General features: G+C 29.2%; 13 protein-coding genes. 5 read left to right on the top strand and 8 right to left on the bottom strand.

Annotated elements, in window-relative coordinates:
* Positions 1 to 86: 86 nt before the first annotated feature.
* The 4 genes from Q1A46_RS17850 to Q1A46_RS17835 all read right to left on the bottom strand — a co-directional run bounded on the left by Q1A46_RS17850 (position 87) and on the right by Q1A46_RS17835 (position 2076).
* Positions 87 to 770, bottom strand: coding sequence for a hypothetical protein (locus Q1A46_RS17850; RefSeq protein ID WP_299682165.1), 684 nt, complete (start codon positions 768 to 770; stop codon positions 87 to 89).
* Positions 771 to 780: 10 nt separating this feature from the next.
* Positions 781 to 987 (bottom strand): hypothetical protein, encoded by a 207-nt coding sequence (locus Q1A46_RS17845; RefSeq protein WP_299682162.1) that lies wholly within the window; start codon positions 985 to 987, stop codon positions 781 to 783.
* A 107-nt stretch (positions 988 to 1094) separates the two neighbouring features.
* Positions 1095 to 1508: a hypothetical protein gene (locus Q1A46_RS17840; protein WP_299682159.1), complete on the bottom strand. Its 414-nt coding sequence runs from the start codon at positions 1506 to 1508 to the stop codon at positions 1095 to 1097.
* Complete coding sequence (locus tag Q1A46_RS17835) at positions 1498 to 2076, bottom strand: RNA polymerase sigma factor (RefSeq protein WP_299682156.1); 579 nt, start codon at positions 2074 to 2076, stop codon at positions 1498 to 1500. Before Q1A46_RS17835 ends, Q1A46_RS17840 begins: the two co-directional genes overlap by 11 nt.
* Positions 2077 to 2211: 135 nt before the next feature.
* Here Q1A46_RS17835 and Q1A46_RS17830 point away from each other — a divergent pair, with 135 nt between their 5' ends.
* The 5 genes from Q1A46_RS17830 to Q1A46_RS17810 all read left to right on the top strand — a co-directional run bounded on the left by Q1A46_RS17830 (position 2212) and on the right by Q1A46_RS17810 (position 8251).
* Positions 2212 to 2607, top strand: coding sequence for a DUF6249 domain-containing protein (locus Q1A46_RS17830; RefSeq protein WP_299682153.1), 396 nt, complete (start codon positions 2212 to 2214; stop codon positions 2605 to 2607).
* Positions 2608 to 2703: 96 nt separating this feature from the next.
* On the top strand, positions 2704 to 4035 hold the full coding sequence (locus Q1A46_RS17825; RefSeq protein WP_299682150.1) for a M28 family peptidase: 1332 nt from the start codon (positions 2704 to 2706) through the stop codon (positions 4033 to 4035).
* Positions 4035 to 4601, top strand: a complete 567-nt coding sequence (locus Q1A46_RS17820; protein ID WP_299682147.1) for a YdeI family protein — start codon at positions 4035 to 4037, stop codon at positions 4599 to 4601. Before Q1A46_RS17825 ends, Q1A46_RS17820 begins: the two co-directional genes overlap by 1 nt.
* Positions 4602 to 4690: 89 nt before the next feature.
* Entirely contained in the window at positions 4691 to 7297 is a 2607-nt protein-coding gene (locus Q1A46_RS17815; RefSeq protein ID WP_299682145.1) for a zinc-dependent metalloprotease, read from the top strand.
* Positions 7298 to 7366: 69 nt separating this feature from the next.
* Positions 7367 to 8251, top strand: a complete 885-nt coding sequence (locus Q1A46_RS17810; RefSeq protein WP_299682143.1) for a TIGR01777 family oxidoreductase — start codon at positions 7367 to 7369, stop codon at positions 8249 to 8251.
* A gap of 52 nt (positions 8252 to 8303) precedes the next feature.
* Here the strand turns inward: Q1A46_RS17810 and Q1A46_RS17805 are convergent, their stop codons facing one another.
* The 4 genes from Q1A46_RS17805 to Q1A46_RS17790 form a co-directional block, all read right to left on the bottom strand.
* Positions 8304 to 9038, bottom strand: coding sequence for a hypothetical protein (locus Q1A46_RS17805; protein WP_299682140.1), 735 nt, complete (start codon positions 9036 to 9038; stop codon positions 8304 to 8306).
* Positions 9039 to 9237: 199 nt separating this feature from the next.
* Positions 9238 to 10545 carry a dihydrolipoamide acetyltransferase family protein gene (locus Q1A46_RS17800; RefSeq protein WP_299682137.1) on the bottom strand — a complete coding sequence of 436 codons (1308 nt, stop codon included), beginning with the start codon at positions 10543 to 10545 and terminating at the stop codon, positions 9238 to 9240.
* 226 nt (positions 10546 to 10771) lie between these two features.
* The gene (locus Q1A46_RS17795) at positions 10772 to 11776 is read right to left on the bottom strand and encodes a dienelactone hydrolase family protein (RefSeq protein WP_299682134.1); all 1005 of its coding nucleotides are present in this window, start codon (positions 11774 to 11776) and stop codon (positions 10772 to 10774) included.
* Positions 11763 to 12356, bottom strand: a complete 594-nt coding sequence (locus Q1A46_RS17790) for a hypothetical protein (protein WP_299682131.1) — start codon at positions 12354 to 12356, stop codon at positions 11763 to 11765. The genes Q1A46_RS17795 and Q1A46_RS17790 overlap by 14 nt, the downstream gene beginning before the upstream one ends.
* Positions 12357 to 12407 lie beyond the last annotated feature (51 nt).

The following is a 12407-nucleotide window of genomic DNA, read 5'->3' as shown; positions in this document are numbered from 1 at the left end:
AAAAAACCAGAGAAGCTAGCTTCTCTGGTTTAAATAATACTTTTTAAAACTGTCAACCTATTTTAGGACGACTCAAAGAATCGTATTTACTCTTCTTTTTTCTTTGAATTTAGTTTCTCTAATTTTTCTTCACTTTTAGCTAGTTTAGATTTCATTTTTAAAACTTTCTCGTCGTGTTTTTGTATTCTAGCTTCTATTTTAGAAACTTTCTCCATTTTCTCTTTATACTGCTCTTCAGTAATTTCGCCAGCTGTTTTCTGAGTTTCTAAACGTTCCTTAGTTTTTGCTATTTTATTTTTAGCGTTTATATTTTTCTCTTCAAAAAAAGCTATTTTTTCTTTTTTGTTTTCTATTCTTTGTTGAACAGCATTTACTTTCTCGTTCTTATAAGCTTTCTTTTTAGCTTTTAATTCTTTTCGCTTCTCTTTACTTTCTTCTTTGAAAGCAGATAGTTTCTCTTTTAATTCAGGATTTGCCTCTAAATATGCCTTTTTTTCTTCTTTAGACATACCTTTCATTTTTTCTTTATGGTCTCCTAGTATTTTATCTTTTTCAGCTTTTAATTCTTTTTTCTCTGCTTTAATTTCTGCCTTTTTTTCTTTTAACTCCTTTTTCTTATCTTTCATTTCAGCCTTCTTTTCTTTAAGGGCTGCTTTTTTTTGTTTTACTAACTCTTTTTTGGCTTTTCGCTCTTCTTTAGATTTTTGAGCATTAACTGTACTTACAAAACTTATAAGTAAAGCCACTAAAATATATTTTGAAAATTTCATTGTTTTAATTTTATAAGTTTTCTAATGCTTTTAATTCATTCTCTATTTCTTCTGCTTCTTTTTGTAACGAATCAACATTTTCGTCAACTTCTTTACTAACTGCTTCAATTTGTTGTTCTTGCTCTACAGCTTTTTTCTTTGCCTCTTCAGCTTTTTTATCTCCACAAGCTAAAGCGATGAAAGAGAAGGCCAATACGATTAAAAAGTTTTTTTTCATAAGGATCATTCATTATTAATTACTTTGGTGAATATAATCATTTTTTAACAAAATTTAACAATTAATAATCATCCTAACAGAAACCTAAACAATTAATAAACAAAAATTTAAGCTTCAAACACTATTTCAAACCGTTTTTTGAAGAAATACAATTGACCTAAAACTAAAAAAGTTAAAACAGTAATTAGATACATGATATTTTCAGGAATTGAAATTGATTCAAAAACATTGAATAATTCAAATTCAGGAAAACTTAAACTGAAATTTATTTTTGAAAATATACTAGTTGAAATACTAATTAGAAAAACTAAAAATCCAACAAATAAAGTCGATAACACCATCCAAACTTTCTTAGATATTAATGGAGTGTATTCAAAAACTTTTGCGCTTTCAGCTTCTTGCTGGATAATGGTATCCATTACAGAATTTGTAAAATTAAAAGAAGGTACCTCTCCTTGGATTTCTTTAATATACTTTTCAGTAAATCTTTCTAATGATTTTTGTTCTTCATTATGCTCCATAATTAATCAATTCAGATTTAACATTCTCGTTAATAATCGACACTAATCTTTTTCTTGCTCTATGTAAAGTAACTTTAATATTAGATTCTTTAAGCTCTGTAACTTCTTTAATTTCTTTTAAACTTAATTCATCAAAATAAAACATCCATAAAATAGAACGTTCTTGTTCTGGCAGTTTATACAAACATTTCTTCAACAAATCAGTACGTTCTTTTTTAGTTATTTGCTCTAAAACATTCTCGGTACTTCTTACTTTGTTTTCCGTAATTTCATCAATAACATCAGTTACATACTTTTTCTCATTTTTCTTAATTGCATCTAAACAATTTCTATATGCTATTTTATATAACCAAGTAGAAAATTTAGATTCTCCTTTAAACTTACTTAAATTTTTAAATGCTTTTATAAAAGTATCTTGAGAAACTTCTTCTGCTTCTTCTTTATTTTTAAGCATTTTTACAGCTAAACTATATACCATAACTTTATATTTCTCTACCAAAAAAGCAAAGGAATTCGTGTCACCTGCTAAGGTTTTATCAATATAAGTTTGGTCGTTTTTAATAGTCATTTATCGTAAGACAGGCTACAATTTAAAAAGGTTACAAAAAACTTTCATATTTTTTTTGAAAAAAGTTGTAACCTTTTTTGAAACACTCAAGTCTCAATTACAAACACAATAAAAAACATTTAAAATATATTACATATGGAAGTTGCATTAGTATTTATCTTTTTCTTTGCAGTAGTTTTCGGAATCTTTTATCTATACTTCTCTACAAGAAACAGAGAGCGTTTAGCTTTAATTGAAAAAGGCCAAGAAGCAAAAATATTTTCAATAGGAGAACGAAAAAGATCTACTTTAACAGGAAGAATCATTATCTTAAATTTTGCTTTATTGTTAATGGGGATTGGTGTTGGAATTTTACTAGGATCTATTTTAAGTTATTACTTTGCTAGTCCATCTAAAAATTTTATTGATGGAAGAATTGAAGATAAAATTAGAATTACAGAACAAGTTTTCTATACTTCTTCTATTTTCTTATGTGGCGGCGGAGCCTTACTTTTAGGTTTCTATTTAACAAAGAGACTAGACAAAGAATAAATTTAAACATACAAACAGAATCTGTTAAAGAGAGTGTATTACAAGTACACTCTCTTTTTTGTTTTGTATTTTTAATTAAACAAACTTAATTACAAAATGAATAAATACTTAATTATAATTACTCTATTTATAACCTCCATTTCTTATACTCAGACTGATACAAAAATTTATGATATCATAAATGCTATATCCGCTGATAGAATTAAATCAGACATTAAAACATTAGCTGATTTTGGTACTCGCCATACTTTAAGTGATACTGTTTCTAATACAAGAGGAATTGGAGCTGCTCGAAGATGGATTAAAAATGAATTTGAGCAGATTTCTAAAAAATGTAACAACTGCTTAGATGTTTTTTATCAAAAAGATTTAGTTAAGAAAGGAACGAATCAAAGAATCACAAAAGACGTTTGGGTAGTAAATGTTGTAGCTATTCAAAGAGGAACTAAAACCCCAAATAATTACATTGTTATGAGTGGAGATATAGATTCTCGCATTTCTGATCCGAATAATTATACAGATGATGCTCCTGGTGCTAATGATAATGCTACAGGAATGGCTGGTGCAATAGAAGCTGCTAGGGTTTTAAGCAAATATAAATTTAATAATAGTATTATATATGTTGGTTTATCTGGTGAAGAACAAGGTTTATTTGGAGGAAAAGGTTTAGCAAATTATGCTAAAAATAAAGGTTGGAATATTGTTGGTGTAATGAATAATGACATGATTGGTAACATTAAAGGAGTTGATGGTGTTATTGATAATAGAACATTTAGGATTTTTTCTGAACCAACTCCTCCTACAGAAACAGCTCAACAAAGAAGAGCTCGTCGTTTTTACGGAGGTGAAGTTGATGGAATTTCTAGACAATTAGCTCGATATATTTATAAAACTACAAAAACCTATATGCCTGAAATGAATCCGAAGATGATTTATAGATTAGATCGTTTTGGACGTGGTGGGCATCATAGACCTTTTAACGATGTTGGTTTTGCAGGAATTAGAATTATGGAAGCTCATGAGAACTATACTCAACAACATCAAGATATTCGTACAGAAAATGGTATCGAATATGGTGATAAATTCAAGTTTGTAAATTTCGGTTATGCTAAAAAATTAACTGCTGTAAATGCTATAAACTTAGCTAGTGTTGCTTCTGCTCCACCTTCACCAAAAAACGTAGGTATAGGAGGAATTGTTGAAGCTGCTGCTAAATTTAAATGGGATCCTGTAAAAGGAGCAAAAGGCTATAAAATTTATTGGAGAGATACAACTTCTCCTACCTGGGATCATTTTAAATATGTAGAAAATGTAAATGAATTTGTACTTGAAGGAATTGTAGTAGATAACTTCTTCTTTGGTGTTAGTGCAGTTGGTGAAAATGGATATGAAAGTATCGTTAGTTTTCCTTCAAAAATCATTCGTTAATGTCAGAAAAAATACAATTATACTTTAAAGAAGATAAAGAATGGTATGATTGGCTATTAAAAAATCATAATACATCTCTAGGGGTGTATTTGATTTTTTATAAAATTGAAACAAAAATTCCATCGATGCGTTGGGAAGAAGCTGTAAAAGTCGCCTTATGTTTTGGTTGGATAGATTCTACTGTAAAAAGTTTAGGTAATGGAAAAAGACAACAATATTTTTCTCCTAGAAAACCAAAAAGTGTTTGGAGTAGAGTTAATAAAAATTATATCAAAGAATTATCTGCTCAGAAACTATTACATGAAAGCGGAATAAAATCTATAAAAATTGCTCAAGAAAATGGAAGCTGGACATTATTAGATGATGTAGAAAATTTAATTATTCCAAAAGATTTACAAAAAGCATTCAATAAAAATCCAGAAGCATATTCAAATTACAAAAATTTTGCTCCTTCCTATAAAAAGAATTATCTCTATTGGTTATTCTTAGCAAAAAGAGAACTTACTAGAACAACACGAATAGAGAAAATTATTGCACTATGTAAACAAAACATAAAAAATCGCTAATACTATTTATAAAATCGTTAACAATTATTTAATTTTTTTAATAATATTTTTGTAATTCATTAAAGAAAATCAATTTAAAATTTAGTACAATGTTTACGAAAAAACCAAGATTAGTATTATCTATCTTCTTGGCATTATTACTTTTAAGTGTTAATGATAGTAATGCACAAAGAAGAAAGAAGAAGAAAGATAAAGACAAGGCTAAAACTGAAATGCCTAAAAAACCTAAAAAAAAGCCAACAAAAACTATTGCTGATCTTACCAAGAAAAGTGCTAAAATTGAAGGTTTATTTACCATATTTCAAGACTCAATTACTGGATCTGTAAAATTATTAGTTAAAAAAGATCAACTAAACAAAGACTACATTTACTTTTCTCAAATTGCAGATGGTGTTACAGAAGCTAATGCTTTTAGAGGTTCTTACCGTGGATCTAGTGTTTTTAACATCAAAAAATATTTCAATAAAATAGAATTTGTTGCACCTAACACTTCTTTTTATTTTGATGAAAGTAATGCTATTTCTAAATCTGCTGAAGCAAATACAAGTGATGCATTAATTGCAAGTGCTAAAATTTTAGCTACAGATGAGAAAAAAGGAGAATATTTAATCGATGCTAGCGGATTGTTCTTATCCGAAGCTTTAACTAGAGTTAAATCTCCAAGTTTCCCAGGAAGATCTCCTTTCTCTTTTAAATTAGGTCGTTTTGACAAAAATAAATCAAAAGTAAATTCTGTTAAAAACTACCCTGAAAATACAAACATTAAAACAGAATATGTTTATAATAACCCAAGTGTTTTAAATGGTGGAAGCTCTGCTATTAAAGATGGAAGATATGTTTCTATAAAAGTTTTCCATACGTTTATGAATATGCCTAAAGAAGGTTATGAAGCTCGTTTTGATGACCCTAGAGTTGGATATTTTACAACTGAAGTAAACGACATGACTAGCACAGACGCTATAAACTATAGAGACTTTGTACACAGATGGAGATTAGTAAAAAAAGATCCTAGTGCTGCAGTTTCTGAACCTGTAACTCCAATTACTTGGTGGATAGAAAATTCTACTCCTATAGAATGGAGAGAAACTATTAAACAAGGGGTTTTAGCTTGGAATGTTGCTTTTGAAAAAGCTGGTTTTAAAAATGCTATGGTTGTTAAAGTTCAACCAGATGATGCTAACTGGGATGCAGGTGATGTTCGTTATAATGTATTACGATGGACTTCGTCTCCTAATCCTCCTTTTGGTGGATATGGACCAAGTTTTGTAAATCCTAGAACTGGTGAAATTTTAGGTGCAGATATCATGTTAGAATATGTTCATTTTACAAACCGAGTTCGTTTAGATCGAATTTTTAATGCTGCTGCTTCTTTTAATTCTGAAGAAGAAACTCATAAAAACTTATTCTTAAATAAAGATAATCACATGTTATGTTCAGCTGGACATGTGATGCATGAAAACACAATGTTCGGTAAAACTGTGTTAGCTGCAACTGGAGCAACTGATATGCAAATGGAAGGTATGAAACGTGAAGCTATGATTGCTTTAATTATGCATGAAGTTGGGCATACTTTAGGTTTAAATCACAATATGAAAGCTAGTCAATTATTTTCACCTGCTGAATTAGCTAACCCTGAGTTTATTAAAGGAAAATGCTTAACTGGTTCTGTAATGGATTATGCAGCTATTAACTTAACTTTAGATCCAGCTAAACAAGGTCAATATTACGATACTGCTGTTGGACCTTACGATGTTTGGGCAATTCAATTTGGATATACTCCGTTCAGAAATAAAACTGAAATGGATGCTTTATTAGCTCAATCTACAAAACCTGAGTTAATTTTTGGAAATGATGCAGATGATATGCGTTCTCCAGGTAAAGCAATTGATCCAAGAGTTATGACTGGTGATTTATCTAATGATCAGATTTCATATTCTATCGATCGTATTAAGTTAGCTAATAACGTTAAGAAAAACATCAAATCTAAATTAACTAGAACTGGTGAGTCTTATCAAGAATTAAGAAATGCTTACTATGTATTAAATGGTCAAGCTGCTAGAGCTGGAGATGTTATTTCAAGATTTATTGGTGGTGTTTATGTTGATAGAGCTATGGCCGGACAACAAGGAGAAACTCAACCATACACTCCTGTAAGTTATACTGATCAAAAAAGAGCTATGAATGCTTTAAAAACTTACATTTTTGCTCCAAATGCATTTAAAGCTCCAAAGGAGTTATATAACTATTTAGCAAGACAAAGACGTGGTTATAATTTCTTTAGTGGTCCAGAAGACCCAAAAATTCATGCTCAAGTTTTATCTTACCAAACTAGAGTATTAAGTCATATTTTACATCCAAATACTTTACAACGTATTAGTGATTCTGAATTATATGGAAATAAATACCGTCTTTCAGAATTTATGACAGACTTAAACAATGCTGTTTTCAAAAACGATATTTATGGTTCAGTAAATTCATTCCGTCAAAACTTACAAACACAATACACTAAAATGTTATTAAGCATGGTGAACGGAAGAGGAAAAAATAGATTTACAAATGCTTCTAAGGCAATGGCTTTATATAATTTAAAGAACATTAAATCTTGGGTAAGTAATGGTACTGGAAATATTGCTACTAAAGCACATAAAAACCAGTTAAAATTATTAATTGCAAATACTTTAAAAGAAATAAAATAATTTCATTTTAAAAGAACATAATTTAAGAAAACCGTAGTAAAACACTACGGTTTTCTTTATTTTTACTGTATGGCAAAAATCTTATTAACTGGAGGAACTGGACTCGTAGGAACACTACTAGAACAAAAATTAAAAAAGAATAATCATGAAGTAATTATTCTTTCTAGAAATCCTAAAAAAGAACATCATTTTAAATGGGATATTAAAAACAACTATGTTGATCCTAAAGCTCTGGAAAATACCGATTTTATTATTCATCTTGCTGGTGCTGGTATAGCTGATAAAAAATGGACCGATAAACGTAAACAAGAATTAATAGACAGTAGAGTTTTATCTGCAAACTTGTTATATCAAAAGATTAAAGAATACAACACTTCTTTAAAAGGTTTTATTTCCTCTTCAGGAATTGGATATTACGGAGCAATTACTTCTGAAACTATTTTCAAAGAAGAAGATCAGCCAGCTAAAGATTTTATCGCCAAAATATGTATTGAATGGGAAAATGCAGCTAATCAGTTTTCAAAAGATAATATTCCTGTTACTATTCTAAGAACTGGTGTTGTATTAAGTAAAGATGGTGGTGCTTTAAAAAAAATGAATACTCCACTGTTTTTATCCGCTTTAGGAAAAGGAGATCAATATATTCCTTGGATTCACATTGAAGATTTATGTGATATGTATGTTAAAGCAGTGGAAGATCAATCTTTTAATGGGATTTTTAATGCAGTAGCACCAGAGGATCAGACCAATAGCTCATTCACAAAAACTTTAGGAAAAGTTTTAAAGAAATTTGTTACTCCTTTTAATGTTCCTAAGTTTGTTTTGCAGCTAGTTGTAGGAGAATTAGCTGTTATTGTATTACAAGGAAGTAGAGTTTCTACAGAAAAAATTAAAAAGCATTTTTCTTTTAAATACAAAGAACTAACAAAAGCTTTAGAAGAAATATATCAATAAAAAAAGAGCTGTTTTAATAAACAGCTCTTTTTTTATATTGTTTTTATAATTTCTACTTTTTAGTTGTAGTCATTAAAATTTTAGAATTCACTTTTTGTCCTTGAACCTTTATAATTAAGTCCATATCCATATCTTTCATGTTTCCTGTTTCTCTATTAATAGTTCCTTTACCAGAAATAGCATTTTCTTCTCCAGAAATAGATCCAGAAACTTTAACTTCAACATTATCAGAATTAATAGCAGTAACTTCATATAAATAGTCCATTTTACTACCTTCTTTTGTAGATTTCATTGCGCTCCAAGTTGATCCAACAGTAACTTCTTCTTCAGGAAGAACCAAACTACTAAAATTATCTTGGAAATCTTTTACATTTCCGTTACCTGAAATCACTTTAGTATTTATCACATTACCTCTTTTATCATATTCGAAAGCAATAAGCGTACTTAAAAGATCTTTCATTGATGAATGTGCACCTTGAGCAAAAGCATCCATTTCAGATTCTTTCATATTAGAATCGTATTTCATTTGCTGCCCCATTGCATTCATATCCATTTTTACATTTTTAAAAGAAGCTTCAGTCATAAAACTTTCTTCTTTTACCTCTGTAACTTTCATTTCCATTACCATTTGAATATCTAACTTCATCATCTCTCCCATGTCTTGATTCATTTTCAGAGCGACTTGATAAACATCTCCTTTTTCATAGTTTAAACGTAACAAAACTTTTTCTTGTGAAAAACTTAAAGCACTAATTAACATTACAAAGGCTACAAGTATTTTTTTCATTGTTTATAAATTTTAATTTAAGGCGCAAAAGTACTAAAAAGAAAATGGTTCAATTAGATTTAAAAAAGCATATCAATAAAATTTTGTTTTAAGAATTATTTTACAAGTCATAACAAAAAAAAATTGGTTATAACTCAATAATGAGTAATAACCAACCTCTATAAATATTAAATAAATGTTTTTATATAAAGTATATTGCTTAAAAATCTTGATTAGGATCCCAAGCTTCTATGATGTCTTTAAATGTTTTGATAAACATTCCTCCTAAAGCACCATTAACCACTCTGTGATCGTAAGAATGAGAAACAATCATTTTATGGCGAATACCAATTAAATCTCCTTGTGGAGTTTCAATAACAGCTGGCTTCTTTATAATAGCTCCTAAAGCTAAAATTGCTACCTGTGGTTGGTTAATAATAGGTGTACCTGTGATACTACCAAAACTACCAATATTAGTAACAGTGTAAGTTCCTCCTTGAATATCGTCTGGCTTTAACTTATTAGCTCTTGATCTAGTAGCTAAATCGTTAACTTTTTTAGTCATTCCTACTAAACTTAATTCATCAGCATTTTTAATTACTGGTACAATTAAGTTTCCGTCAGGAAGTGCAGCTGCCATACCTAAGTTAATATTCCCTCTCTTGATGATTTTATCTCCATCTAAAGAAATATTGATCATAGGATGTTTCTTTATCGTTTGTGCAACAGCTTGCATAAAGATTGGAGTAAATGTTAACTTCTCTCCTTCTCTTTGTTGGAAAGCATTTTTAACTTTATTCCTCCAGTTTACAATATTTGTTACATCGATCTCTATAAAAGACTGTACGTGTGGAGAAGTTTGCACTGAATCTACCATGTGTTTTGAGATCAGTTTCCCCATTCTACTCATTTCAATAATTTCATCCTCACCACTCATTGTAATTGGAGCAGACTCAACCTTTTTAGGTTTTTCAATATCAAATTGAATAGCATCGTTAGTTTTTACAGGAGCTTTACCTCTATTCTTAACATAATCAAGAATATCGTTTTTAGTAACTCTACCATCTTTACCTGTTCCATTAACTCCTTCTAATTCAGAAAGAGAAATACCCTCTTTCTCTGCTATGCTTTTTACTAATGGAGAATAAAAGCGATCGCTAGACGAAGTATCTATAGAAGTTACAGTTTCTTTGGCTACTTCTACAGTTTTTTCTACTTCAGCAACTGCTTCAGAAGTAGTTTCTTTTACTGGTTCTGGTTGTGCTACAGCATTTCCTGAACCTTCACCTTCTACTTCGATAATAGCTATAGTTTGACCAACTTGAACTACGGCATCTTTTTCAAATAAAATTTCAACTAATTTTCCATCTACTTCACTAGGAACTTCACTATCTACTTTATCTGTTGCAACTTCAACAATAGTGTCGTCCATTTCAATAGTATCCCCAACTTCTTTTAACCATGAAGTTATCGTTGCTTCTGCAACACTTTCACCCATTTTAGGAAGTTTTAGTTCGAATTTTGCCATAGTATTGATCGTTTTTGCTATGCAAAAATAATAAATATAATTGATTTATTTATTATTAATTCCAATACGAATCGTTGTTTTTATTACGAATACCATAAAAAACATCATTTCGACCACCTTTTTTTTAAGTATTATTTAAGGAAAACACTTTTTTTAAAACTCTAAAAAACAATTTATTGACGAATTTCACTTCTTTTTATCTTCTATAAATCAAACATTTAATTGACTAATTATTTTTTACCCATTTCATAAAGTCTATAAAAACGGTATTCCAATACCTTTTTTTCTTCCCATTTGGCAACTTTTCATTAAAGCTATGATCTAAATTTGGATATACTTTAAATGTTAGGTTTTCTTTTTCATTTCTTATAAATTCAACAGGAATTAAATAAGTAGATTCTACTGGAACTGATGTATCTTTAGCTCCCATAGCGACATACAATGGAACATTAATTTGTAATAAGTTTTCAATCGGTGGCTCTGAGAAATAATACCATCTTTTGTAAGGATGTCCGTACCATTTTTTATGAATTGAATCTTTATTTTTTACAATCTCTTTATATTTCACAAATAAAGAATCCATTTGTTTTAAACCTTCTTCTTCGGTTAATTTTCCATTTAAAACATCTTTTCTTATAAATAAAGGAAAATCATACCATTGAGAATTTCCACTACCTGACCAAAACCCTACATGTGTTATTTCTTTATTAATTGAACCTAATTTTGCTACCACATCACTTCCTTCAGAATGTCCTATTACTACTATTCTTTTTGGTTTTTGAATGTAATTTCTAAGTATATCTTTTATTACTTTATCTATTTGATAGGCTCTGTGTTTTAGAGTCATTGTTTTGTGATATTCTTCGGGTGCTTTGAACTCTTTTTTTGAATCAACACAAAATGGAATATATGTTTTTGAAACGATAAAAAAAGCATAGTCATCTGGTATTTCTTTCAAATCAAAAGGCATTGTACTTCCTCTGTATTGAATTCCTTTTTCTTTAAAAAAACTGTAAAACGGTTTTGAACTTGATCCGTGAATAAATAATAGTACATTCTCTTTAGAAGAAACTTCACCTTTAGCATAAGCATGATAATTAATTGTATCATTATTATTTACCAAGGTGAAGTGTTTAAACATATTAATTTTTTCACACTGTGCATGGATATGTAGTAAACCTGAAAGCATCATAAATAATATCCATCGTTTTGAAATATTAATATCTTTCATCTGATTCTTCTTCTTTTTCTCTTTTTATTTCTTTTAAATTTTTAATTGAAGCTTCTAATTCTCTTTTGGCTCTTTCTAATCTTGCTTCTGCTCTTCCTATAGAGTTTTCTCTTCTACTTTGGAATGTATGCCTTTTATGTGACGATATAAACTCTTGTAAATCTTCTCCTGTCGACTTTATTTTTCTATAGAAACTAGAATTTGTTGCTTTTTTATCTAAGTAAATTGATAATCTATTTTTTGATAAAGTACATTCAAAAATTACTTCTCCATTTTCTACAATTTCCCACAATAACTCTCTTCTATTCTTTTTAACTTTAATATTATCTAAAGCATCGGTAAGAATATTTTTTACTCCTTCTTTTTTTGACGAATGAAACTTAGATCTGAATTTATATTGCTTTTTTGAATCGGAAACACTTGTTGAACTACTTATTCTAGCCGATGATGATGTAGTTACTTCTGTATGTGAATTTCCTGAACTTGGAGCTTGTGGAGGAGTTGGAATTTCTGGAGTGTTTTGTGCACAAGCACTGATTGATATTAAAATTGTTACTAAGGTTGCTTTAATACATTTCATAATATTTAGTTTTTAATTACACTCCAAAACTAGTTGGTATTAAAAACTAAA

The organism is uncultured Tenacibaculum sp. (assembly GCF_947502995.1).
Classification (GTDB): Bacteria; Bacteroidota; Bacteroidia; order Flavobacteriales; family Flavobacteriaceae; genus Polaribacter.
This window is presented reverse-complemented; position numbering and strand designations above follow the sequence as displayed.